The organism is Paenibacillus sp. KS-LC4 (assembly GCF_036894955.1).
Taxonomy (GTDB): Bacteria; Bacillota; Bacilli; order Paenibacillales; family Paenibacillaceae; genus Pristimantibacillus.
This window is the reverse complement of sequence record NZ_CP145905.1, coordinates 3,520,249-3,545,367: the sequence shown is the minus strand read 5'-3', so window position 1 is coordinate 3,545,367 and position 25,119 is coordinate 3,520,249. Positions and strand designations below refer to the sequence as shown.

The following is a 25,119-nucleotide window of genomic DNA, read 5'->3' as shown; positions in this document are numbered from 1 at the left end:
GGCCTCCGTTCTATTTTTGCGGTGGATGGTAGGGATTCAGGTAATAAGGTACAATACTGTCATACTTGTCCTTCAACTGCTCAATATAGGAGGCAATCTGGACGAAAAACTCCTCGCTCAGCAGCGGATAACGAACCGTCCTTACTTGGCTAAGAATGCTGTTGTGGCGAATGACGAGATCGACGGAGTCGAGGATGTCCTCACAGAAGCGGACGGTAGGCTTAGCGCCGATAATCGCTTTGAACACCTCGGCATCCTCCGCTGGGTTCAGCAGGTGAAAGGGCAGCTTCATATCAATATGAACGCCGTCGATTAGCGCAAGTTCAAGCAGATGCTTCAGCTTGCCAGGGAACGTGCCATTCGTCATCACAATGATTTTCCCGCTGAAAATAAGGCGCACACGCCGCAGGAAGCTTTCCAGCTCGGCCGCGCTGCTGATTAAAAATTCGCCCCCGCTGAACAGCACGGCGTCGAACAGCCCATCGCTGCCGCTTAGCCGCTCAAGCGTCTGCTCTGGGGTTAACAGCAAATGCGGAACCGGCTTCTGCGCGATTAATTCCGCATCATTATGGCAGCCATAGCAGCGCATATTACAGCCGTTCCAGGCGTGAATCAGCAGAGAGAGATGCCCGGGCAAATCTGTAAAGGTACGGATGAACCGGGGGTAGAAGGTCAGCATTATAGTCTCCTTCCTACTGAAATAACTACATTTAGTTTCAGGAGTTAATGATAATACAACATGTGGTAGTCGTGAAGTGATAGGGATCACAGCGGCGTGAGAAAAAGAAGGAGAGGGACCATTGTCAACTTCCATTATTCAAATTGTCGGCTTTAAAAACACCGGAAAAACGACATTGACTGCCGCGCTGGTCAAGCAGCTCGCCGAAGCCGGCTTCCGCGTCGGCACGATTAAGCATGACGGACATCATTTTGACATAGATCATCCGGGCACCGATACATGGCAGCATCGCGAGGCGGGTGCGCATAAAATCGCCATCACCTCGCCGCATCGCACGGCGATTATGGAGCAGCGGCCGACACCGCTGAAGGAGCTGCTTCAGCAGTTTAGTGACATGGACTGGGTCATTGTCGAGGGCTTTAAACAAGAGTGCTATCCGAAAATTGTCTTGATTCGCGAGGAGGAGGACGAGGCGCTCGTTAAGCAATTAGAGCAGGTCGTTGCGGTTGCAGCGTGGTATCCGGTACGCTTTGAAGGGCTTCCGGTATTCGCTGTGCAGGACAGCGCGGGTATGGCGGCTTGGATGCAGGAGGGGCGCGGCAAGGGAGCATTCGAGCTGGGGGAGCCAACGTAAGCGTATAAGCGGGGTAAAGTGAATTAAAGTAAATTAAAGTAAATGAAGGAGATTCATTATGAACACAAATGCTCGTTTCGATTCATTAGAAAACATTTTTACGATAGAATGCAAGGATATCATTTTACGAGAATTTTTAGTTGCTGATTTAGATGATTTTCATTCACTCACCTGGCAACCCGAAATACATGAATTTTTGCCAGGCTGGAACGTATCGAAAGAGCAACGGGAAGATTGGTTTATCAACTATGAGCTTCCAGAAAACAAACAGTTTTTGAATGCTGTATCAACAACTGGAGACATTGGTGAGCTCCGTCTCCGATTAGGAATAATATTGAAAGAGACAGGAGAATTTATCGGTTGGTGCTGTTCAGGAATGAAAGATGAATTGCCATCGCCAAATCGAGAAATCATGTATGCCATTTCTAAGGATCATAGAGGTAAGGGATTTACAACCCAAGCGTCACAAGGACTGATCCATTATTTGTTTGAGAGTACGAACGTTAAGGTGCTTAGTGCAATTGCGCTTCTAGATAACGTTCCGTCCAATAAGGTCATACAAAAATCTGGTTTTAGCTTTCACAGTATTATTGAAATGGATAACGAAAAATACAACTATTATAAGCTTGATAAAAAGGATTGGGCCGGCAAACGTTAGCTTTGCCGCCTGAGGGCGAGCAAAGCCGTTTACGCTTGGAATATAATCAATAAGCCTGCATAGTTTCTTCCACGAAATGAAGCTTGAGCATCATTTCAAGCTTCCAGAAGGGGCATGTCGTACGTATAGCGCATAGCTTCACTTATGTAGAGAATAGGTAATATAGAACAAATTGTATAAACCAAATAAATCATACGGAAAAAAGCCTTCCTACAGGCTGAACCCTTGCAGGAAGGCTTAATTAAATGCGGCAAACCTCCTTCGGACATTGCTCGCAATTGCAAATCGCTTTCAGATGCTCCATGTCCTTCAGCACGATATAGCCGTGATCGAATGACAATGCCTCTTGTTTTTTTAGCTCGCCGAGCATGCGGTTGACGCTTTCCCTGGCAGCGCCAATATAGTCGGAAAGCTCGGTGTTTGTTATTTTCTCTGAAATCAGCACGCCATCCTCCGTTTGCTTCCCGAAAGAATTCGCTAGCCGAATAAGTGTTGAGGCTAAAGCTCCCTGCTTCCCATAAATGACGAGGTCGCGAAATTTGGATTGGGTGAGACGATGCATAAGCCCCATCCACTTCATAAATTCAATTGCCAAATCGCCATGCTGCCACAATAAAATTTCCAAATCGCTTTTTTGAATAATGCCGATAGTGCAGTCCAGCACGGCTTTTGCGCTTGAGCTGTGGCAAGTAGGGTTAAAAGGATCGAACTGGCCCAGCATATCACCTGTTTGATATTGCGAGAAAACAAACTCCTTGCCCTCGGTGTTGTTTTTAATGAGCTTAACGCGGCCTTCCATAATGTAATAGAGCTTGTCGTCGGCATCGCCCTCCCAGAAAATATGGCTGCCGGCCGGAATATGATGGGTATACATAATTTCATTGAGCTTCTCAAAGCTTGTCTCTGAAAAACAAAATGTATTGTATACGGTTTGTGTGTAAGGTCTCGCTACTGTCATTTGTTTCATCCCCAATTACCGCCTTTGCTGCTAGTATAGCGGGACTATCCGCTTGAAATAACTTATTCCCAATGTAACAGAAGTCCATCATCGCCAAGGTGACTAAAATCACACTTTGGCCATATTAATTGTAAATAAAGCCTAAGAGAGTGATATTTGTAACAGTATCGCCTTATAAAACCTTCTATAATGTAGCCAGAAAAGGGTGTCCACTACAGAACGGAGGGACATATATGCTGACGGGAGCCATATTGGCCGGCGGGCAAAGCCGCAGAATGGGCGGTCGCCATAAAGGTCTGCTTCCTTTTGTAAACGAAAGCATCGTTGAGCGGCAGATCCGCACGATGCAGCAGCTTTGCGCTGAAGTCATTTTAGTAACGAATGACCCGCGAAGTTTTTTGCCGATTTTGGGGAGCAGCATTCGCATCATTACAGACTACATTCCAGACAAAGGGCCGCTGAGCGGCATGCATGCCGCCTTGACCCTAGCGACACATTCGGACATTTGGGTCGTGGGCTGCGACATGCCGCTTATTTCAAGCACGGTTGCCGAGCAGCTGTGGAAGGTGAAGCGGGAACATCGCTCTGCGGCGGCCATTCCGTTTGCGGCTGGCAAGCTGCATCCGCTGCATGGCGTCTATGACAAGCGCAGCGCTGTCGAAATAGAGAAGCTGCTCGAAATAAAAGAATATCGGGTGATGACGTTTTTGAACGGAATTTGCTATAACGGAGTTGATTTGCAGCAGCTTGAAGCGCCCGCCGAGCCGCTTAGCTGTGTGACGAATGTGAACACGCCTGAGGAATACGAGCGCATCATCCGCTTGTATGAATGACCGTAGTAGCGCTGCCGATTCTCGTGTGCGTCGGCACCCGATGGTTCAACCATGCAAACATCGGTTGAGCATTTGGCGACCTATCGCTTCATCTTCAAGCGTGGCGTTAACCGCTGGGCACAGCACGTGCTGCTTGGCCGGGGAAGTATTTTATCCAGCTGCGTTTCGTTTCCGCTCGTGTTCGGCTGGATGTATTTTACGATGGGAGAAAATGGTCTGTACACCGTCGTCGCCTTCGGTATCAATTTGACTCAGGTGAAGGCGGAACAGACATTTACCATAGATGCACTGGGAGGAATTGACGATGAAATCGGAATTTATGCTTGATTTATGCTTCATCCGCAAGCAGGAGCCGAGAAGCTCATTTGCAAAATCCATTGAAGGGCTGCTCCAGCAGCTGTTCGCCAAGAAATTCTCCTGGTTTCTGGAAGAGAAGCAGGAGGGGGAGCTTGAGGTCGTCAATGCGGCGGTGAAGGGCTACAGTGACTGGGAGAAGGATGAGGAGGTGCTGTTGTTTATTGAGGAGCAGGCACCGCCGGAATTTTGGGATTGGATTCATGGATACAGGCTTGAGCTGGATTTGAAGCGTCCCGTGGAATGCAAGCACTGCGGTTAGAAAGCGGCCAGTTCAAATACGGGAGCAGGTGCAGCCTCATGATGGAGCTGCAGCGCTTGGTGGATGAGCTGATGTCGTATGCAGGCAGCAGTATTAAGGTATGGATGGAGGATCGTTCGGCGGAAAAGCAAACTTTGCCGAAGCCATACACGCTGTTTAAGGGAAAGGCGGCGAGTGACGGAATGCAGCTGCATGATTGGGTGTATTTTTTATAGGTGAGTACAGTCTTTACTATAAAGCTCCGACGTCGCTGGGTTCGCGACGGCGGGGCTTGTTTTTATAATATCGGTTTTTAGAACGAGAAACAGAATTAAGCACTAGAACAGAGCTAGACAAGAACTAGAAAAGAATTAAGAAGAGGCAGCAGGGCGCGATCAATTTGGGAATCTATAGGGGGATTCGCACGCCAGTCCGCAGCAATCATGCTATAATTGAGAAATGGGTTGCTGGGGATGATTCGGATTAGCCGGAATACGCTTGTGAACCTAATCTACAGATGAGAGAGTGATTTTAAAATGCTGCGTCGATTTTTTTCGTATTATCGTCCCTATAAGGGGCTGTTCTTTCTTGATTTCGGCTGCGCTATTGTTGCTGGATTGCTGGAGCTGGCCTTCCCGCTGGCAGTTAGTCAATTTATTAACGACTTGCTGCCGAGCCAGAACTGGCCGTTAATTTTAGCCGCATGTGCGGGGCTGCTTGCCGTTTATGCGCTCAATACGGCTTTAAATTATGTAGTTACCTACTGGGGGCATATGCTAGGCATTAACATTGAAACGGATATGCGGCGCAAAATGTTCGACCATATCCAAAAGCTCAGCTTTCGCTTCTTCGATAATCACAAGACAGGGCATTTGATCGGCCGCATTACGAATGACCTGAATGATATTGGCGAAGTAGCGCATCACGGACCAGAGGATATATTTATTGCGGTTATGACGCTTATTGGCTCCTTCTCTTTAATGGCCTACATAAACCTCGAGCTTGCACTTATAACCTTCATCATCATTCCAGTCATGGCTTGGCTGATTATCGTCTTCGGCGGCAAAATGAGCAAAACGTACCGTCGCTTGTTCGGCGATGTCGGCAATTTTAACGCCCGTATTGAAGACAATGTCGGCGGCATTCGTGTCGTTCAATCGTTTGCAAACGAAGAGCATGAGAAAAAGCTGTTTTCGGTAGACAACCAAAATTTCCGCCTGACGAAGCTGCTCGCTTACAAAACGATGGCGAAAAGCATTTCCGTCAGCTACATGATGATGCGTCTCGTTACGATTTTTGTTATGATTTGCGGCGCTTATTTCTTTATTCAGGGCAAGCTGGATATGGGTGAATTTATGGCGTTCATCCTGCTATCGAACATTTTCTTCCGCCCGATTGAGAAAATTAATGCGGTTATCGAAAGCTATCCAAAAGGCATCGCCGGCTTTAGGCGTTACACGGAAATCATTGATACAGATCCTGACATTGAAGATCGGCCAAATGCGACAGAGCTCAAAAAAGTCGTCGGCAATGTCCGTTTTCATGACGTGAGCTTCGGTTACGAAACGAACAATATGATTTTACAGAAAATCAATTTGGATATTAACGCTGGAGAGACGGTGGCCTTCGTCGGGCCGTCTGGCGCAGGGAAAACGACGATTTGCAGTTTATTGCCAAGGTTTTATGATGTGCTTGCGGGCAGTATTACGGTAGACGGCAAAGATATTCGGGACATTAAGCTGGCATCGCTGCGCAAAAATATTGGAATCGTGCAGCAGGATGTGTTCCTGTTCTCAGGCACCATTCGTGAAAATATTGCTTATGGCAACTTGCTCGCAACAGAGGACGAAATTTGGGAGGCGGCGCGCCGGGCATCGCTCGAAGATTTAATCCGAAAAATGCCTGAAGGGCTAGATACCATTATTGGAGAGCGCGGCGTCAAGCTTTCGGGCGGACAGAAGCAGCGCCTGTCGATTGCTCGCATGTTTTTGAAAAATCCGCCGATTCTCATCCTCGATGAAGCGACCTCGGCACTGGATACGGAGACGGAAGTCGCCATTCAAAAATCGCTGTCCGACCTGTCCGTAGGCAGAACAACGCTAGTCATTGCCCACCGCCTGACGACGATTAAAAATGCGGATCGCATCATTGTCGTCGACGAGAGCGGCATAGCCGAGCAAGGAAGGCATCAAGAGCTGGTTGCGGCAGGGGGTATTTACAGCAAGCTGCATCAAGCCCAATACAGCACGGTCTAACCGTTAAGGCGCGAGCTGCTTCTTTAATAAAATGGCTTGATAATCCTCTGGCGTGTTCATATTAATGAATTGCTCTATTATGGCTGGATTGTCAGGCTTGTAGGAAATGACGGACAACTGCGGCAGCACATCCATGACCTTCAGATTGCGGCTGTACAGCGCGGCCGCCCATTTGCCCAGCGTTCGTCCATGGAAGATGGCAAACAAGGGATGGCTTCGCTCCTCGATGATGGGAACGACAGCATCCTTGGCTGGATGGCTGCCAAGCAGCGCCAGCATTTCAATAAAAGGCGCAGCGGTGAGCAGTGGATAGTCACAGGCCGCGACAATGTAAAGGGTGTCCGGTTCCTGATCGCTCATTCCGGCATGCAGTCCGGCAATCGGGCCAAGACTTGGAAAGATATCAGGCTTAATGGTAATAGAGGGAGCAAGGAAGGGATATAATTCAGGCTCATTCGTAATGATAGAAATACGGTCTGTTAGAACACTTAGCTGCTCGGTTATCATTTGAATAACAGGCTTGTCATTAATAAGGAGCAATTCTTTGCGCTGCTGCATGCGGCGGCTTTCTCCTCCGGCAAGTACAATAGCTTCCAGGTTCATTCTCGTTCACCTTGCTTTCCATCATTCGTTGATGTCAGGAACATTGACAAATACTTGACCTCTATTCATAATGTAAGGAACTTGTTCGCTATTTACCCTAGTGTAAAGGATGAGGCTATCATTAAACAACATTCTCTTTTGCATAACCTGAGGTGAGGAGCTTGGAGCATTCAATAAAGGATCAATTGAACCGTGGTCTGCGGGACCTGCGTATATCTGTTACTGACCGTTGTAATTTCCGCTGCCGTTATTGCATGCCGGCCGAAATTTTTGGCAAGGACTATCCGTTTTTGCCTGAGGACAAGGTGCTCAGCTTTGATGAGATAGAACGGCTCGTAACGATTTTTGTATCACTCGGCGTGAAGAAGCTTAGAATTACTGGCGGAGAGCCGTTGCTTAGAAAGGATTTGCCAACGCTGATCAAGCGCTTGAATGCCATTCCGGGCGTTGAGGATATTGCGCTTACGACCAATGGGGTTCTGCTGCCCAAATCGGCTGCTGCACTTGCGGAAGCTGGAATGCGGCGGGTAACGGTCAGTCTGGATTCGCTGAATGACGAGCGGTTCCGGCTAATGAACGGCAACCGCAGCGGCGTACAGGCCGTGCTGGATGGCATTGAAGCGGCATCTGCTGCAGGCATGCCAGTCAAAGTCAATATGGTGGTCCAGAAGGGCGTCAATGATCAGGATATATGGCCAATGGCAGCTTATTTTCGTGAAAAGGGACATATTCTTCGGTTCATTGAATATATGGATGTGGGTAATTCGAATGGCTGGAAGTGGGATCACGTTTTTTCAAGCAAGCAGATTTTGCAGCTTCTGAAAGAGCATCTGCCGCTTGAGCCGGTGGAGGCTCATTATATAGGCGAGGTTGCTTCACGCTATCGCTACCTGGATGGATCGGGGGAAATCGGTTTTATTTCCTCCGTAAGCGATGCGTTTTGCAGCACCTGTACACGGGCACGCATTTCTGCGGAAGGCAAGCTGTACACATGTCTGTTTGCCTCGAAGGGCTATAATTTAATGGAGCTGCTGCGCGGTGACGAAACAGATGAGTCGATTCGCGAATCCATTACCCGCATATGGACAAAGCGTGATGATCGTTATTCGGAGGAACGGGCTACCCGCACCCAGTCGCCAGCGAAAATTGAAATGTCTCATATCGGCGGCTAATCTATTTAAGAATGACCGCTAAGGCCATCCCACCACGCTTCTGCGAGAAGCGTGGTTTTTTTCACAAAAAAACATCATAATCGTCTATCACTTTTTCTAATGGAAATCATCATAATTGTTAATTTATAAGGCTAAATTAGGGTGAAATGCCCCCATTTCACTCGGGTTCAGCCACATTTTGCTTCAGAATCGGATATTTGGGAAAAATTAGGGGGTAATGCACGCATTGCCCGATTGCACTTAATATGTTAGTTTGAATATTAATGATGGACTAAAGTGTGTAAGCGCAGTTTCAAGGTGAAACGGCCGAAAGCCGTCCTTTGGCGGCGCGGTGCGTTTCAGTCCGAGAAATATAGAGCAAGGATGAGTGAATGATATCCTTTCCTATATTTTAAAAACAGTATGATTTCATGTTTATGAGAGGTGGATTTTGTTGCAACTTCAGGTGACGAACAGTCCTTTTAATCAGGAGCAGGTGGAGCTTCTTAACCGTCTTCTTCCAACTTTGACGGAATCGCAGCATATATGGTTATGCGGATATTTGTCCGCAGTTCAGAGTACAGCAGCTTTTGCACCTATTAGTGCAGAGCCGCAATTAAGCGCGGCGCTTGCTGTAGAAGGGCAAGCGCTGTCTGCACCCGCTCTGCCAGCAGGCTCCCGCGAAGTGACCATTTTATTTGGATCACAGACAGGCAACAGTCAACGGCTTTCCGGCAAGCTTGCAAGCAAGCTTGAGGCAGACGGCTTCCAGGTTACGTTGGCCGCTATGAACAAATTCAAGCCTAATGGCTTGAAGAAGATTGAAAATTTATTGATTATTGCAAGTACCCATGGAGAAGGCGAACCGCCGGATAATGCAATCTCCTTCCATGAGTTTCTTTATAGCAAAAGAGCACCGCAGCTAGATGAATTGTATTTCTCCGTTCTGTCGCTCGGTGATACTTCGTATGAATTTTTCTGCCAGACGGGTAAAGATTTCGACGTTCGTCTTGAGGAGCTAGGAGGCAAGCGCCTGACACCGCGTGTCGATTGCGACTTGGATTATGATGAGCCGGCAGCAGAGTGGTTCAATCAAGTTACGGCAGCGCTAAACGAGCGCTTGAATGGATCGGCAGCAGCACAGCCAGCAGCAGTATCAACAACCGCCTCGGTTAGCTCGACTGAATCCGAATATTCGCGGACAAATCCATTTCATGCGGAAGTACTCGCGAACATTAACTTGAACGGCCGCGGTTCAGACCGCGAGACGCGTCATCTGGAGCTGTCGCTTGACGGATCGGGCCTGCAATATGAGCCGGGCGATTGTCTAGGTCTTTTCCCAGAAAATCATCCGAGGCTTGTAGACGAGCTGATTCAGGTTTTGGGCTGGAGCGCGGATGAGAAGGTTCCATTTAATAAAAAAGGCGAAGAGGGCTCGCTGCGTGAAGCGCTGCTGAAGCATTATGAAATTACCGTATTAACGAAGCCGCTGCTGGAGCAGGCTGCGAAGCTTTGTGCAAATACCGGGCTGCAAGAGCTTACAGCGCCAGGCAAGGAGAAAGAGCTGAAGGAATATACGAACGGCCGCGATTTGCTTGATCTGGTGCAGGATTTCGCACCTTGGAACTGGTCGCCTGCTGCATTTGTCGGTATTTTGCGTAAGCTGCCAGCACGTCTTTATTCCATTGCAAGCAGCTTCCAAGCTAATCCAGACGAGGTGCATCTGACGATTCGTGCTGTGCGCTATGAAGCAAATGGCCGTGAGCGTTACGGCGTATGCTCCATTCATACGGCAGAGCGTCTGGAGCCAGGCGATACGGTTCCGATCTACATTCAGAACAACCCGAATTTCAAGCTTCCGGCAAGCGCCGAAACTCCGATTATTATGATTGGTCCGGGAACAGGCGTGGCGCCATTCCGGGCATTTATGGAGGAGCGCGAGGAATCCGGTGCGGAAGGGAAATCTTGGTTATTTTATGGCGACCGTCATTTCGTAACGGACTTCCTGTACCAAACGGACTGGCAGCGCATGCTGAAGGACGGCGTATTGACGAAGCTTGACGTCGCGTTCTCACGCGATTCTGAAGAGAAGGTGTACGTACAGCACCGTATTCTGGAGCAAGGCAAGGAGCTGTATAATTGGCTGCAAGCCGGCGCTCATGTATATGTATGCGGTGATGAGAAGCATATGGCACATGATGTGCATGCCGCACTCCTTACGGTCATTGAGCAGGAAGGCGGCATCAGCCGCGAGAAAGCCGAGGCTTATCTCGCTGACATGCAGCAGCAGCAGCGCTACCAGCGTGACGTGTATTAAACCGACTTAAAGCGAGTGCGAGAGGAGCAAGCAGCAATGGCAAATGATCAAATCGTAAAGCCGATCGGCGGACCGCCGAGCGACGTTGAAATTATAAAAATAGAGAGCAATTACTTGCGCGGAGCGCTCGTAGAGACGCTTCGCAATCCGATTACAGGAAGCTTGCCGGAGGACGACAACCGCTTGATGAAATTCCACGGCAGCTATATGCAGGATGATCGGGATTTGCGCAATGAGCGCGAGAAGCAGAAGCTGGAGGCTGCGTACCAGTTCATGCTCCGCGTCGTTGTGCCTGGCGGTGTAGCGACATCCGAGCAATGGCTGGCGATGGACGAACTGGCTCATAAGTATGGCAACGGAACGCTGCGTCTGACGACTCGTCAGGCTTTCCAAATGCACGGCGTGTTGAAATGGAATTTGAAGAAGACGATCCGTACGATCAACGACAAGCTCATGACGACGCTTGCTGCTTGTGGCGATGTTAATCGTAATGTGATGAGCAATCCTAACCCGCATCTATCTGAGGCTCATGAGCAAGTGAATGAATGGGCAAGACGCATTAACAATCACCTCGCGCCGCGCACGCCTGCCTATCATGAAATTTGGCTGGATGGCGAGAAGGTAGAAAGCTCGGAGGCGGCTGGCGAAGTGGAGCCGATCTATGGACCGGTTTACTTGCCGCGTAAGTTCAAAATCGGGATGGCCGTACCGCCATCCAACGATGTAGATGTTTACTCTCAGGATCTGGGCTACATCGCGATTTTGGAAAAGGGCAAGCTCGTCGGCTTCAACGTAACCGTTGGCGGCGGCATGGGCATGACGCATGGCGATACGGCAACCTATCCGCAGCTTGGCCGCGTTATTGGCTTCTGTACGCCTGAGCAAACGATTGACGTTGCCGAGAAAACGGTTATGATTCAACGCGATTATGGCAATCGCTCTGTACGTAAAAATGCCCGTTTCAAATACACGATTGACCGCCACGGTCTGGACTGGTTTGTTGACGAGCTGCACAAAAGAATGGGCTGGAAGCTGGAAGCGCCGCGCGATTTCCACTTTGACAGCAATGGCGACCGCTATGGCTGGCTTAAAGGCACAAACGGCAAATGGAACCTGACGCTGTACATTCAAAGCGGGCGGATTCAAGATGACGGCGACTACAAGCTGATGACGGGCCTCCGTGAAATTGCGAAGATCCATACCGGAGACTTCCGCCTTTCGCCGAACCAGAATCTCGTTATTGCCAATATTACGACGCAGAAAAAACGCAAAATTTTGGAGCTGATTGAGCAATATAAGCTGACAGACGGCTCGCATTATTCGGCTTTGCGCCGCAGCTCGATTTCCTGCGTAGCGCTGCCTACCTGCGGCCTTGCGATGGCGGAAGCGGAACGGTATTTGCCGACTTTGATCGACAAGCTGGATGTGGTCATGGATGAGGCTGGTCTGCGTGACGAGTCCATCGTTATTCGCATGACAGGCTGCCCGAACGGCTGTGGCCGCCCAGCGCTGGGCGAAATTTCATTTATCGGAAAATCGCCGGGCAAATACAATATGTACTTGGGCGCAAGCTTCAACGGCGACCGCCTTAACAAGATGTACAAGGAAAATATTGATGAAACGGAAATTATCAGCACGCTGACGCCTATTATTAACCGCTTCGCGAAAGAGCGCGAGCAGGGCGAGCATTTCGGCGATTTCGTCATTCGAAGCGGTTATGTGAAGGCTACGACTTCGGGGCTTAATTTCCACGACTAGAGGCTCCGCTGCGGGCTATAGCAGGCAAGCTTAGGAGAAGCGAATGATGCGCTTGCCGTTTGCTCTATTTTCTCAAAACGATAGATAGGAAATAAGGTCTGGGGCATTGGCTCCAGGCCTTATTTCGCATATTGCCTATTGAGCGGCCGATGCTTATAATAATTGAGTCGATGTAGAGATAGAGAATACTATTGGACGTATGCAAAGAGAGGAGCACGTCAAAGCGATGATGCCGGAGAAAAAAGTAACGTGGCTGGAGCTGTTTTATGATTTATTGTTTGTCGCGGCCGTCTCCAAGGCCACACATGTACTGCTTCATGTAGAGCATAGCAGCATTACTTGGGAGCATTTATCCAAATTCATCTTGATTTTTGTGCCGATTTGGTGGGCATGGGTTGGACAGACGATGTATAATAATCGTTTTGGACAGGACACGCTGAAGCACCGGTTATTTATCGTAATGCAAATGTTTTTCGTCCTGATTATGACCGCAAGCTTGAATGTGGATTTTGACGCCTATTATGTACCCTTTTTTATTGGATATATAGGGCTTCGTATAATAACGACCGTGCAATATTTGCTGACGGCACGTTCAGAGGTGCTGCACAAGCTGCAAACCGCACGATTTTTCGGCACTTATTTTTGGCTGGGGATAGCGATATCGTCATGCTCCTTGTTTTTTGATTCGTGGCTGCGTTACGCGATTTTGTATGCGGGCATTATTTTGGACATCATCGTTCCATTAATAGGCCGCAAGCATCTCGTTGTCACGCCGATCCATACCCCTCATTTACTGGAGCGATTTTCGCTGTTTACACTAATTTTGCTGGGGGAATCGGTCGTTAGCCTGCTTTCGATTTTGGATGCTGGAGATATGAGCTTTACTTCCATCGCATTCGTTGCACTCTCCTTTATTCTCGTCATTGCAATTTGGTGGCAATATTTCGAGAACATGGAGAAAAATGTGGATAAAACGAAGCGAACGGCGGGGCAGACGATTATTTACGGCCATTTGTTTATTTATTTGTCGCTTTGTATGATCGCTGCTTCGATCCAGCTGGTGTTTTTGGACAAACTGGAATATGGCTTTATGCTGGGGTTTGTTTTTGGCTCCGTGTTTATTTATTTTCTATCGGTTATGTGCGTGTTATACAGCTACCGCTTTGAGCATTTGCGCCCGACCGTGAAGCATATATCGCTGCTCTTGCTGCTTTTAATTGCTTTGTTCAGCGTGAACTTGCTTGTAGTAGTGCCGCCGACGGTTGTGCTTGTGGAGCTTGTGCTGTTTTTTATCGTATTTGCCAAAACAACGGCTTAACATTCGAAGGATGAACGCTAAGCGGCTGAGGGTTCTATTTATTTGTCATATCTCATATGTAGAGCCCTTATGTTTAACTATCGTAGCTCGTTCGCAGACTATTATGTGAACTGTTTTTCGACCTTCAAAAATCGCTTGTGCCCTTGTGCAGAAGAACGGATTTCACCTAATTGGAACGAATAAGTGTCACCAAAGAAGGTGGCACAGCTGGACAGCAAGCGCGGCATTCAATATGATTTAAATATGAAAACGTTATCAAAATGGATGCGTTATTATGCGGGCAGGGGGTCAGGGGCTTGCGCAAATGGATGTTCGTCAGCTTATTTGCTGGATGCTTGATTATTTTGTTTTTCACGCTAACCTCGATGATAAAGGTGTTCTCCTCCAAATTAATCGAGCCGGCGCTTACATCGGAGCAGCATAGCAGCTACCGGCTCGTACTCATTACAAGCGAGCTGGATACTCCGTTTTGGGCGAAGGTGGAAAATGGGGCTATGGCAGCAGCCGAGCGCTATGGTGCAAGCTTGGAGGTATGGGGCACCTACGGCTCGAATCGCGATGATTTTCTGAAAAATATTGAGGTTGCAATTGTATCGAAGGTAGATGGCATTATTGTGCAGGGACTCGATACGGATGAATTCAAAAGCTTGACCAAGGTGAAGGCCGCAGGCAGCGGCATTCCGATTATTACCGTTGCAAACGATGTTCCGATGAATGAGAGCCTGCGCCGGACCTATGTCGGCTCTGATCATTTGGAGGCAGGCAGTATGATCGCGCGCCAGCTTTTGTCGGATATGGGCTTCGCGGGCAGAGTGGTGCTGATCGTCTCGGATCGTCAGGAATATTTCCAGCGCTCGCGCCTATTGGGCATTTTAAATGTGCTAAAGCCGTATCGCCAGATCGAAACGCTGATCGTTGCGGCAGGCGATTCGCGTGTGGATGTAGCCAGCGCTACGAATAAGCTGTTGAACGAGGCTCCTGACGTGGATGCCTTTGTTGCCGTATCCGCGAATCATGCAGGCTCTATTATTCAGGAAATTAGCAAACGGATGCAGGTCGAGCCATTTTACATCTATTCTTTCGACGATTCGCCAGAAACGTTGACCTTGATGCAGCAGGGCAAAATTGATGCGTTAATCGCACAGTCCCCGGAGGCGATGGGAGAGGAAAGCGTCACCCATATGATCAAGTGGCTGACTGGCGAGCAGGTGCCGCTAAACCCTGATGGTTATTTTACGGACATCAAGGTATTGCGGGCGGGGGAAACACGATGAACAGCATACAGAGAAAAATTTTGACAATGTCGATTGTTGTCCTGTCCATTATGGTTTTGATTTGGGTCGTGCTCACTTACTATAATCAGAAAACACAAGCGCAATATAATGATATACTTCAGCGTTATTTGCGCATGAATGAAGTGACTGATCACAGCCACCAGACGATTATTGCTTTAAATGACTATATGCAAAAGCCATCTGCGTATAAGCTGAGCAAGCTTGACCAGAACAAAAAAAACATGCTGATGGCAAAGCTGAGGGCGGTCACGCTGCGTAATAAAGACAACGCTTTTACCTTGACGAGCTATATCAATATGATGGATAGCCTGATCGCTTCAGCGGATTTGACGGTTATGTTTCTTGAACAAGGAAACGCGGAGCAATCGACTGAGAAGTTCGAGGAGGCAACCCGCATTGATAAATATATTGCCGAGACGACGGTTACCCTTATAGACAAAGAGGTGCGGACGTACGATGCGTTTTACCGCAGTATTATTGAGCAAAGCGCGGAGCTCAAACGGCTTGGCGCTTGGCTGCTCTCCTTGATTACGATTATACTATTACTGTTTACCTACTGGTTTTCCCTCAGCATTACTAGGCCGATTCAGAAGCTGACGGTGGCCGCCAAGGAGCTATCGCGCGGGCGCTTCGACAAACCGATTGAAGTACACTCCAACGACGAAATTTCATTCCTCGCAAAGACGTTTGACCGTATGCGCGTAAATATCAACAATTTAATCTCCGAGATTCAACAGAAGGCTCAGCTTGAAAGTGAGCTGCAACAAAGCAAGCTGCTCCTGAAGGAAAGCCAGTTGATCAGCCTGCAAAGCCAGATTACCCCCCACTTCTTGTTTAACACCCTAGATACCCTCTCCAAGAAAGCTTATCTCGATGGTTCCGAAGAAACAAGCGATTTAATTGCAAGCGTCGCTGGCTTGCTGCGCTATAATTTGCGCCGACTGGATCGAGCGGTAACGCTTGAGGAAGAACTGTCGGTTGCTTTGAAATATATTGAGATTCAAGGTGCACGCTTCACCGATCGGCTTCGATTTGAGCAGGAGGTCGATGAGAGCTGCCTTCAGCTCAAGCTTCCCTGCCTTACGCTTCAGCCCATTATTGAAAATGCGGTCATTCATGCCGTGGAGCCGCTTGAGGATGGGGGGAGCATAACGCTTCGGATTTATGAAAGAGAGCATTGCGTCTGGATTGAAATTAAAGATGACGGAGCTGGCATGACGGCTGAGAAGGTGAACCATATTTTGATGGAGGGCGGCAACGCCGATAGTTTGGGTCACTCTACGGGAATCGGCTTCAGCAACGTCGTTAAACGGCTGCGGCTGTTCGTCGGCGCTGAGGATGTCATTTCCATTGACAGTCAGCCCGGCTGCGGAACCAAGGTAACGATAAAAATACCATTGGCGGGGAGCGAGGGCTAGCATGCTTAAACTATTAATTGTGGATGACGAACAGATAGAACGCGAAGGCTTGCAGGCGATTTTGCACAAGGGCTTTCCCACCTGTGAATTTAAGCAAGCGAGAAATGGCGCAAAAGCGATTGAGCTGGCAAGCGAGTGGCAGCCGGACCTTATTCTCATGGATATTAAAATGCCAGGCGTAAACGGAATTGAAGCCATTGAGCGGATATCGGTCTTTTTGCCAGCTGCAAAATTTATTATGGTAACGGCTTACGACACATTTGATTATGCCCGTAAGGCGCTTAAGCTGGGGGTTAAGGATTATTTGCTCAAGCCTAGTAAGGCGAGTGAAATTATAGCCGTCATCGGCAAGGTTATTGAAGAAATTTTACAGGAAAAAGCTATACTGGAGCAGCGTTTGCTTGACGAGGAGAAGCTGAGGAAGATGCTGCCGCTAGTGGAATCGGATGTTGTCATGCAGCTGCTGTTCGACCATATCCATGAAGTACATATTGATGACATGCTTCAGCTTCTAGGTGGAGAAGTGACAAGTGAGGCATTCGTCTTGCTCTTGATACTGCCAAGCGAAGGAGCGGTAGAACCGCTTTATAGCACATTGAAAGTAAAGGTGAGGGAAGGAGGAAAAGGCTGGGTAGGAGCCATGTCGGGCCGTCAAATTCCGATTATTGTGTTCCGCGAGGCTGCCAAAACGTTCCGTGCGCAGGCGGCATCGCTCGTGCAGGAGCTTCTGCTGCTGCAGCGTTTCGCCGGAGGAGACTTTTTCATAGGCATAGGCAGCTGCTACGCGGGACTTGGAAATATTCGGTTTTCCTATCAGGAGGCGCTGCTTGCAAGCGCCAATACGGAGCAGCCCGCCAAGCATCAATTTTATGGAGAGATGGATAGGGAAGACACCTTCGGAAGCGGTTATCAGGATAAAGAAACAGAGAGGCTGTTCATCGACCGAATTCGTTTAGGGCAGTGGGCGGAGGTGCGGAAAATGATTATGGGCTTAATTGACCGCTGTGACCAGAATCAGGCATCCCTGACGGAAGCGGGCCAATATGTATTGGAGCGGTTATGGCTCATCGCCCGTGTAGCTATGGAAATGGGAATTGAGATTGAGAAGCCGTTATTTTCCTTTCAAGTACGTCAGTATCAGCAGCTGCGCGCCGAAACCGAGGGTTTGCTCAGCAAGATGATATGTACGCTTGAAATCCATCAAGCAAATGTACAGCCCGATGCGGTAGGTCGAATGAAGCAGTACATTATAGAACATTCCGAGAAAGAGATTTCACTGGAGATGATGGCGAATCGTATTGGGCTGAGTCCCTTCTATATGAGTAAAATGTTCAAGGATCAGGAGGGCATCAACTATATAGATTTTCTCACCGAGTGCAGAATTGAGAAAGCGAAGAAGCTGATGGCTGACCCGCAGCGCAGCTTAAAGGAGATCACGTTTGAAGTGGGCTATAACGATCCCAATTATTTCAGCAAGGTGTTCAAAAAGGTGTGCGGCGCATCTCCCACCGATTACCGACGGGCAATTATAAGCAGTAAGCGATGAGAGGGCAGCCCATCTTAAAAAAATGCAGATGATCGCAAAAGAGTGCTGGAAGTGGGTCGCTCAACACTTCCAGATGTATGCTATATTTTAAAATGTAAGCAGTTACATTTTGTAAGATAAGGGAGCGAAGAAAATGGGGAAACGTTTGACAAGAGGCGGGGTTGTATCCATTGTATTAGCTTTGATTCTTGTTCTGTCAGCTTGCTCGGGCGGCAACAGCAACGGTAACGGCAACGGAAAAGAAGGCTCTGGATCAGGCGCGCAAGAAACGACTGAGAAGGAAAGCAATGCCAAGTCAGGGGATGATAAGCTGGTCATTGGCTTCTCGCTGGATACGCTGCAAGAGGAACGCTGGCAGCGTGACCGCGATTTGTTCATTGCAGCGGCCGAGGCACTGGGCGCCAAAGTAGAAGTACAGGCAGCGAATAGCGATGATGCGAAGCAAATCTCGCAAGCGGAAAATTTGATCAGCCAGGGCGTAGACGTGCTGGTCGTTGTTCCTCATAATGCGGAGGCTACCGCTGCTATCGTAGAAAAAGCCCATGCTGCAGGCATTAAAGTGCTAGCGTATGACCGCTTGATCAAAAACTCCGACCTCGATCTGTATATTTCATTTGATAACGAAAAAGTAGGCGAAATGCAGGCTGAGGCTATCGTGAAGCTAGCGCCAAAAGGGAAATTCGTTTACATTGGCGGCTCGGAAACCGACAATAATGCTCATTTGTTCAAAAAAGGCGCGTTTAATATTTTGCAGCCGCTTATTGACAGCGGTGACATTCAGGTTGTCTTCGACCAATGGACGAAGGATTGGAATCCGGCGAATGCACTTACGAATATGGAGAATGCGCTTACGGCAAACGATAATAAAATCGACGCCGTTGTTGCCGCAAATGACGGTACGGCAGGCGGAGTTATTCAAGCGCTGGCCGCTCAAGGGATCTCTGGCAAAATTCCAGTATCCGGCCAAGACGCGGAGCTTGCGGCAGCGCAGCGTATCGTTGAAGGCACCCAAACGATGACGGTTTACAAGCCGATCAAGGATTTAGCTGAGAAAGCGGCCGAGCTAGCGGTGAAGCTTGCCAAAGGCGAAGACGTTGGCGCGGATAAATCGGTCAATAACGGTAAAATCGATGTGCCTTCGGTCTTGCTTGATCCTGTTGCTGTCGACAAATCGAATATTGATGCGACAGTGATTGCGGACGGCTTCCATTCCAAAGAGGATGTATACAAAAACGCGAAATAGAGACTTGCGACGAAGAAAGAGGGGATGAAGCGATGGGCAACATGACGCGCCTCCCCTCTTTGTTATTTTCGGAGGTGTTTAAGGGATGACGGCTGCATTAGAGATGCGCAACATTACAAAACAATTTCCAGGCGTTAAAGCGTTGAACGACGTAACCTTTTTGGTGAAAAAAGGCGAGGTGCATGCGTTATGCGGCGAGAACGGCGCTGGCAAGTCCACTTTGATGAAGGTGCTTAGCGGGCTTTATCCGCATGGCACCTACGATGGGCAAATCATAATCAACGGCGAAGAGAAGCGCTTCGGCAAAATTAAAGATGCGGAGGAAGCGGGCATCGCTATCATCTATCAAGAGCTTGCCCTTGTGAAGGAGCTGTCGATTGGCGAAAACTTGTTCCTCGGCAAGGAGCCAGCAGTCTTTGGCATCATCAACTGGGAGCGGGTGTTCAAAGAAAGCGAGCGGTGGCTGAAAGAGGTTGGCCTGCATGACGTCAATCCAGAGCATCCGATTGGTGCGCTCGGGATCGGAAAGCAGCAGCAGATTGAGATCGCCAAGGCCCTGTCCAAGCGGGCAAACATCCTGATTTTAGATGAGCCGACAGCAGCATTGACGGAGCAGGAGGTCGAAATACTGCTCGGCATTTTGCAGGAGTTCAAGAAACGAGACGTTACCTGTATTTATATTTCCCATAAGCTTAATGAGGTGTTTGCAATCGCGGATACGGTAACGGTGCTCCGTGACGGGCAGACGGTGGGCACCTATCCGATCTCGGAAGTCAACGAGGATAAAGTGATCTCGCTTATGGTAGGACGAGAGCTGAAGGAGCGCTTTCCTAGAATCGCAGCGATTCCAGGCGAGGTTGTGTTGAAGGTAACAGACTATACGGTTATGAATCCCGAGCGTCAGGGGAAGAAGGTCATTGACAATGTAAGCTTTGAGCTGCGGAAGGGTGAGATTCTAGGTATTGCCGGGTTGATGGGAGCGGGCAGAACGGAGCTTGTTATGAGCTTGTTTGGCTCCTATGGCGGGCAAAACCAAGGGCTGATCGAAATTGAGGGAAAGCCAGTCAAGCTCAAAAATACGCAGCAAGCGATCAAGGCAGGCTTGGCGCTTGTATCGGAGGACCGGAAAAAATATGGTCTTGTGCTTGGCATGGATATCAAGAGCAATGTGAGCTTAGCGAGTCTTGGCGCGATTTCCTCTGGCGGCATTCTTCGCCCGAATGAAGAAATAGCGGCAGGCAATCAATATTTGCGCTCGCTGCGCGTGAAGGCGAACTCGGTGGAGACGATTGTAGGCACATTAAGCGGAGGTAATCAACAAAAAGTGGTGCTCGGCAAATGGCTGATGACGGTTCCGAAAATATTGATTTTGGATGAGCCAACACGCGGCATTGACGTAGGCGCCAAATTCGAAATATACAACATTATGAATGAATTGATTGCGCAGGGCGTTTCCATCATTATGGTATCCTCGGAGCTGCCGGAGCTGCTTGGCATGAGCCACCGAATTATGGTTATTGCGGAGGGCAAGCATATGGGGGAATTTACCGCTGAGGAAGCGACACAGGAAATGATCATGACGGCTGCCACAGGAGGAAAAGGACGATGAGCATGAATCAAGAAACCGTATTCAACCAAACGAAAACAAAGCGGCGTCCAAATTGGTTTAAATTTGATGCCCGTGCCTATACGATGATTGGAGCGCTATTGTCCATATGGGTGTTGTTTTCATTGCTGCATGAGCGCTTCTTGTCGCCAACGAATATTTCGAATTTATTTTTGCAAATGTCGGTAACGTCTATTTTGGCTATCGGGATGGTTCTCGTTATCGTTGCCGGTCAGATTGATTTGTCAGTTGGCTCACTTGTAGGATTGACTGGGGGTATTGCAGCGATTCTGAATGTGTGGTACGAATGGAATACAGTTCCGGTCATTATAGCCACTATGGCTATTGGCGCTGCCATCGGCTTCATCCAGGGCTGGATCATTGCTTACCGGGCTGTTCCGGCGTTTATTGTCACCTTAGGCGGGATGCTTATCTTCCGGGGCATTTTGTTTGGAACGACAGGAAGTGTGACGATTGCTCCGCTGACGCCTTCCATGAAAGCGATTGGACAATCTTATGTAGGCGATTTAATGGGCTGGATTTTTGGCATTGCCGCTTTGGCGGTGGCTGGTTATTTGGTCATGCGCAAACGGTCGGCTAGAGCGAAATTCGGGTTCGATGTCGAGCCTTTTGCGGTAAGCGTGCTGCGTTTAGGTGTCATGGGCGCACTTGTCATCGGCTTCGTGTATTTGATGAACAGCTATAAGGGCATTCCTGTTCCCTTCGTAATGGTCATCGTGCTGGCACTCATTTTCACTTTCATTTCGAAGAATACGACGTTTGGACGTCAAGTCTATGCGATTGGCGGAAATGCCGAGGCTGCGCGTCTATCAGGCATCAATATCAAGCGGCGCATTTTGCTAGTATTCGTTCTCTGTAATACGTTAGCTGCGATCGCTGCGCTTGTTCTGACAGCCCGACTGAATGCGGCAACGATGAGCTCTGGGCAAAACTACGAGCTGGATGCCATTGCGGCATGCGTAATCGGGGGAACAAGCCTAATGGGCGGTACCGGAACCGTCGTAGGAGCTATTATTGGCGCGCTCGTCATGGCGAGCTTGGACAACGGCATGAGCTTAATGAATTTAGAGTCCTTTTGGCAGTATATCGTCAAAGGAGGCATTCTCATTCTCGCGGTGTATGTGGACATTTATACGAGGCAGCGGAAGAAGGTTTAAGCTTGCAGCCATGCAGCAGGAGGCTGGATGAACGGGGGGCGCATTTGGAACATGCACCTCCCTTTTCATTTTGATAAAAGAGCTTGTATTGAAATGGATCGAAGAAGAGGAAATTAAGGTTCAATTAGGCAATGTACTTGCAGAGAGGGGATCATTTAATTAGTATAATTCTATTACAACTCAACTGAATATTCATTTCATAATGGAGGTCGTGTACTCTGTGACTATTATTAAATTACATAAGATTACAAAAGAGTTTGAAAGCGAGTGTACTCAATTAAAAGTGAGCAGCCAACAGCTTGACTTGGTCGCAAGTAATGAAGAATCACTGTTACATGCAGCAAATGAACCTACATCTGTTCCATACGGTATTTTTTCTGAAGGAAAGATGGTCGGGTTTATACTTTTTGATAATGAAATATATAAAGACGGTTATTATTGGATTCTGAGATTTATGATTGACGAGAGATATCAGAGAATGGGTTATGGAAAAGCAGCAATTGAAGAGGTAATTAAGATGCTCAGTGCCAGGGTGGACTGTAAACAAATTAGGGTATCACATATCCCACATAATATGGCCGCAAATAAACTTTATAAGCACTTAGGGTTTATAGAAACGGGAGAGTTAGAAGGAAATGGGGATATTATTTTGGCTTATTGTGTGTGAGATTTTTGTCTCTCAAAAACTAATAGAAGGGTGCGTAATACGATGGCATCATGGGGAGCAGCATCGCTAGAAAGCGATGAAGGACTTTATGTACTTGATGCTTTAAGCAAATTACGAGGCTCTGAGTGGTTTGAAGGAGATCGTTTGTTGGCGCAGCTTTAAATAGTGAAAAAATAGGCTGCAGCCGCATTAAGCGATTGCAGCCTATTTGCTGTTCATCATCAATTTATATTATGCTTCATAAGCGGCAGTTTATAAACTCCGCTATTTTAATTTTGTCTATTTCTTTCCTCTCACCGCTCAATATTGATTCCATTCATTTTATTATAATTTAACAAATTGAATCCTCATTTTACCTGCTCTTCGCCTCCTTTTTTGTAAATTAATATAAAAAATACAATAGAATATACCGATACTATAAATAGAAGTGAATAACCGAAATAAATGAATGGAATAGGGGTGCGTTAAAAATGAAGATTTACAGCTCAGCCCAGTACGATTTGAATTTATATACCAACTCTAAACAACAGGCTGATAAGCCGGCTTTAGTTACAGGCACGATACCCGGGCTTTCACATGACACCGAAACAGTAGAGATCAGCCCGGCCGCCAGACAGCTGGCGCAATCCGATATTGTGAACCATTCGGCTAAATACTTTGGAACTGTTCAAATTAATGATTCGCTGAACCGCCTTCTCTCAGACCAGCCGCCCAAGGTAAAGGAAGCTGTTTACGGCATTATTCAATCCAATATCATTACAGACATAACTGGAGATGAGGAAAGATCAGCTTTATTAGAATTGGGACTTACTCAAGCTAAGTATATTGCGGACACCTATATGAAGGATGATGAAGCGGTCGAATTTATGAATACGATTCGTCAAATCGGCGCCATCTCCAAAACAAGAACGGTAGACCCTGAAACGAAAGGATTCCGTTACGAAACCCCGCCGCAAAGGCCTGTTGGAGCTCCAGATGATTATGTTGATTTGAACTATATGATGAAAAAATTCGAGCCGAATACGCTGGACAAGCTGCAAGAAGCTATTGTGAACGGTAAAGACTGGAGCGGCATCTTGCAATCCTTCGCTAAGAAAGCAGCGAAAAATACGGATTGGATAAAGGCATACAGAGAGGAGACAGCCAAGCCGATCGGGGATAATGTCGGTGAGAACAGATTCGAGAAGGCCTCAACTGCCAGCTTGACTGCATTTGTCCAAGATATCAAGGACATTGCAGCCAGTGCCGGTTATGAAAATAAGGGGTACATTAAAGACAATATAGAGGCTTTTATACGAACGTTGGAAAACGCGAGAACTTCTCAGTCTTAATAGTATCGAGTGAAAAAAATATCAGCCTGCCGCTGCTTGGATGAACTTCAGGCAGAGCAGGCACTATGAATATGGACAGCCTTTTTTTATTGCCTGACAATTGGGTTACGGTTATCCACGCTGTCTGTAACAGCAAGTTTAATTTCCTAGAAAGTAGATTGCTCGCTCAAGTGGAGCTTGAGAAATTGATAAAGCCTTTGACTAGCAAATTGCAACGGGTAGGCCGATGCTTTGCACAGGATTCCAACAGTCATATATATAAGGTTTCCACTGAGCGTTCGAATGGTTGTTCCCGCAGCAGTGGGCTCCACTAGAATCTTCGGGATCAGTGCGATGCCTAACCCATTCTCGACGAAAAACTTCAAGGCCGTCATACTTCCTATCTCCATAGTATCAAGCGACAGATTTCCCATTTCCTGCATAACCATCTCCAGCCTTCTGCGATATGGACAGGTTTCAGCTGTGATGAGCAGTCGATACCCTCGAATATCTTCCGGTGCGAGAACCGCTTTCAGCGCTAGCGGATGGTCTTTAGGCATTAATGCCACAAATTCTTCCTGAAATAGCCGTTCAAAATAAAGATCGTTCCCTCTATTCGGTGCTGAGCATAATGAAAAATCAAGCTCTCCTCTGAGGATTCGCTCGGTCAGTGTCGGAGTGCTCGCAAATTCCAAAGAAATCCGGATGTTCGGATACATAGACATAAACTCCTTTAAAATGCCAGGCAACCGATAGCTCCCTGTTGGCTCCGTGACGCCGATGCGAATATGGCCCGTCTCCCCTAACTGTAGATTCGACAAGCTTGTTTGTAATTGCTCCATATTTTTTACAATCTGCATGCTTTGGTCATGAAATAACCTCCCGGCTTCCGTCAACCGAAACTCCTTTCCATGTCCTCGTTCGATCAACTGAACGCCTAAATCCAATTCAAGCTTTTGTATTTGCATCGTAACGGTAGATTGAACATAGTTCATTTCTTTAGCCGCACGGGCAAAACTGCCGTATTTTACGATCATTTGGAACGTTTTTAACGTCTTAAAATCCATGATACACCTTCCTTTATAGTTCAAACTATT

At 47.8% G+C, this 25,119-nt stretch carries 23 protein-coding genes; 19 read left to right on the top strand and 4 right to left on the bottom strand.

Going from position 1 to position 25,119, the window contains the following annotated elements; translation table 11 throughout:
* Nucleotides 1-10: 10 nt before the first annotated feature.
* A complete protein-coding gene (locus V5J77_RS14900) occupies nucleotides 11-679 on the bottom strand; it encodes a radical SAM protein (protein ID WP_338551621.1) in 669 nt (222 codons plus the stop codon).
* Nucleotides 680-800: 121 nt separating this feature from the next.
* Here V5J77_RS14900 and mobB point away from each other — a divergent pair, with 121 nt between their 5' ends.
* Both mobB and V5J77_RS14890 read left to right on the top strand, forming a co-directional pair.
* Nucleotides 801-1,313, top strand: coding sequence for a molybdopterin-guanine dinucleotide biosynthesis protein B (gene mobB / locus V5J77_RS14895; RefSeq protein ID WP_338551620.1), 513 nt, complete (start codon nucleotides 801-803; stop codon nucleotides 1,311-1,313).
* Between the two features lie 58 nt (nucleotides 1,314-1,371).
* Complete coding sequence (locus V5J77_RS14890) at nucleotides 1,372-1,971, top strand: GNAT family N-acetyltransferase (RefSeq protein WP_338551619.1); 600 nt, start codon at nucleotides 1,372-1,374, stop codon at nucleotides 1,969-1,971.
* 241 nt (nucleotides 1,972-2,212) lie between these two features.
* Here V5J77_RS14890 and V5J77_RS14885 read toward each other — a convergent pair whose 3' ends face one another.
* On the bottom strand, nucleotides 2,213-2,929 hold the full coding sequence (locus V5J77_RS14885) for a Crp/Fnr family transcriptional regulator (RefSeq protein WP_338556829.1): 717 nt from the start codon (nucleotides 2,927-2,929) through the stop codon (nucleotides 2,213-2,215).
* Nucleotides 2,930-3,162: 233 nt separating this feature from the next.
* Between V5J77_RS14885 and V5J77_RS14880 the strand changes: the two genes are divergently transcribed.
* The 5 genes from V5J77_RS14880 (at nucleotide 3,163) to V5J77_RS14860 (ending at nucleotide 6,612) form a co-directional block, all read left to right on the top strand.
* On the top strand, nucleotides 3,163-3,762 hold the full coding sequence (locus V5J77_RS14880) for a molybdenum cofactor guanylyltransferase (RefSeq protein ID WP_338551618.1): 600 nt from the start codon (nucleotides 3,163-3,165) through the stop codon (nucleotides 3,760-3,762).
* 51 nt (nucleotides 3,763-3,813) lie between these two features.
* Nucleotides 3,814-4,089: a hypothetical protein gene (locus tag V5J77_RS14875; protein ID WP_338551617.1), complete on the top strand. Its 276-nt coding sequence runs from the start codon at nucleotides 3,814-3,816 to the stop codon at nucleotides 4,087-4,089.
* The gene (locus tag V5J77_RS14870) at nucleotides 4,067-4,378 is read left to right on the top strand and encodes a hypothetical protein (RefSeq protein WP_338551616.1); all 312 of its coding nucleotides are present in this window, start codon (nucleotides 4,067-4,069) and stop codon (nucleotides 4,376-4,378) included. Before V5J77_RS14875 ends, V5J77_RS14870 begins: the two co-directional genes overlap by 23 nt.
* 38 nt (nucleotides 4,379-4,416) lie before the next feature.
* Nucleotides 4,417-4,593, top strand: coding sequence for a hypothetical protein (locus V5J77_RS14865; protein WP_338551615.1), 177 nt, complete (start codon nucleotides 4,417-4,419; stop codon nucleotides 4,591-4,593).
* A 300-nt stretch (nucleotides 4,594-4,893) separates the two neighbouring features.
* A complete protein-coding gene (locus V5J77_RS14860) occupies nucleotides 4,894-6,612 on the top strand; it encodes an ABC transporter ATP-binding protein (protein ID WP_338551614.1) in 1,719 nt (572 codons plus the stop codon).
* Between the two features lie 3 nt (nucleotides 6,613-6,615).
* On the opposite strand, the gene V5J77_RS14855 is transcribed toward V5J77_RS14860, so the two are convergent.
* Nucleotides 6,616-7,215, bottom strand: coding sequence for a molybdenum cofactor guanylyltransferase (locus V5J77_RS14855; protein WP_338551613.1), 600 nt, complete (start codon nucleotides 7,213-7,215; stop codon nucleotides 6,616-6,618).
* Between the two features lie 161 nt (nucleotides 7,216-7,376).
* On the opposite strand from V5J77_RS14855, the gene moaA reads away from it, so the two are divergent.
* From moaA to V5J77_RS14795, 12 genes are all read left to right on the top strand, one after another.
* Nucleotides 7,377-8,387 (top strand): GTP 3',8-cyclase MoaA, encoded by a 1,011-nt coding sequence (moaA, locus tag V5J77_RS14850; protein WP_338551612.1) that lies wholly within the window; start codon nucleotides 7,377-7,379, stop codon nucleotides 8,385-8,387.
* Nucleotides 8,388-8,820: 433 nt separating this feature from the next.
* Nucleotides 8,821-10,683 carry an assimilatory sulfite reductase (NADPH) flavoprotein subunit gene (locus V5J77_RS14845; protein WP_338556827.1) on the top strand — a complete coding sequence of 621 codons (1,863 nt, stop codon included), beginning with the start codon at nucleotides 8,821-8,823 and terminating at the stop codon, nucleotides 10,681-10,683.
* 36 nt (nucleotides 10,684-10,719) lie between these two features.
* The gene (cysI, locus tag V5J77_RS14840) at nucleotides 10,720-12,441 is read left to right on the top strand and encodes an assimilatory sulfite reductase (NADPH) hemoprotein subunit (protein ID WP_338551610.1); all 1,722 of its coding nucleotides are present in this window, start codon (nucleotides 10,720-10,722) and stop codon (nucleotides 12,439-12,441) included.
* Nucleotides 12,442-12,670: 229 nt separating this feature from the next.
* A complete protein-coding gene (locus V5J77_RS14835) occupies nucleotides 12,671-13,759 on the top strand; it encodes a low temperature requirement protein A (protein ID WP_338556825.1) in 1,089 nt (362 codons plus the stop codon).
* A 296-nt stretch (nucleotides 13,760-14,055) separates the two neighbouring features.
* Nucleotides 14,056-15,033 carry a substrate-binding domain-containing protein gene (locus V5J77_RS14830; protein WP_338551609.1) on the top strand — a complete coding sequence of 326 codons (978 nt, stop codon included), beginning with the start codon at nucleotides 14,056-14,058 and terminating at the stop codon, nucleotides 15,031-15,033.
* Nucleotides 15,030-16,472, top strand: coding sequence for a histidine kinase (locus V5J77_RS14825; protein ID WP_338551608.1), 1,443 nt, complete (start codon nucleotides 15,030-15,032; stop codon nucleotides 16,470-16,472). The genes V5J77_RS14830 and V5J77_RS14825 overlap by 4 nt, the downstream gene beginning before the upstream one ends.
* Before the next feature lies 1 nt (nucleotide 16,473).
* Nucleotides 16,474-18,018 (top strand): response regulator, encoded by a 1,545-nt coding sequence (locus V5J77_RS14820; protein WP_338551607.1) that lies wholly within the window; start codon nucleotides 16,474-16,476, stop codon nucleotides 18,016-18,018.
* Nucleotides 18,019-18,151: 133 nt separating this feature from the next.
* Nucleotides 18,152-19,261, top strand: coding sequence for a D-xylose ABC transporter substrate-binding protein (gene xylF, locus V5J77_RS14815; RefSeq protein ID WP_338551606.1), 1,110 nt, complete (start codon nucleotides 18,152-18,154; stop codon nucleotides 19,259-19,261).
* 85 nt (nucleotides 19,262-19,346) lie between these two features.
* Complete coding sequence (locus V5J77_RS14810) at nucleotides 19,347-20,870, top strand: xylose ABC transporter ATP-binding protein (protein ID WP_338551605.1); 1,524 nt, start codon at nucleotides 19,347-19,349, stop codon at nucleotides 20,868-20,870.
* A gap of 2 nt (nucleotides 20,871-20,872) precedes the next feature.
* Nucleotides 20,873-22,045: a sugar ABC transporter permease gene (locus tag V5J77_RS14805; RefSeq protein WP_338556823.1), complete on the top strand. Its 1,173-nt coding sequence runs from the start codon at nucleotides 20,873-20,875 to the stop codon at nucleotides 22,043-22,045.
* A 220-nt stretch (nucleotides 22,046-22,265) separates the two neighbouring features.
* Nucleotides 22,266-22,712, top strand: coding sequence for a GNAT family N-acetyltransferase (locus tag V5J77_RS14800; RefSeq protein WP_338551604.1), 447 nt, complete (start codon nucleotides 22,266-22,268; stop codon nucleotides 22,710-22,712).
* A gap of 470 nt (nucleotides 22,713-23,182) precedes the next feature.
* Nucleotides 23,183-24,043 carry a hypothetical protein gene (locus V5J77_RS14795; RefSeq protein ID WP_338551603.1) on the top strand — a complete coding sequence of 287 codons (861 nt, stop codon included), beginning with the start codon at nucleotides 23,183-23,185 and terminating at the stop codon, nucleotides 24,041-24,043.
* 146 nt (nucleotides 24,044-24,189) lie between these two features.
* Here the strand turns inward: V5J77_RS14795 and V5J77_RS14790 are convergent, their stop codons facing one another.
* The gene (locus tag V5J77_RS14790) at nucleotides 24,190-25,089 is read right to left on the bottom strand and encodes a LysR family transcriptional regulator (protein WP_338556821.1); all 900 of its coding nucleotides are present in this window, start codon (nucleotides 25,087-25,089) and stop codon (nucleotides 24,190-24,192) included.
* Nucleotides 25,090-25,119: the final 30 nt, after the last annotated feature.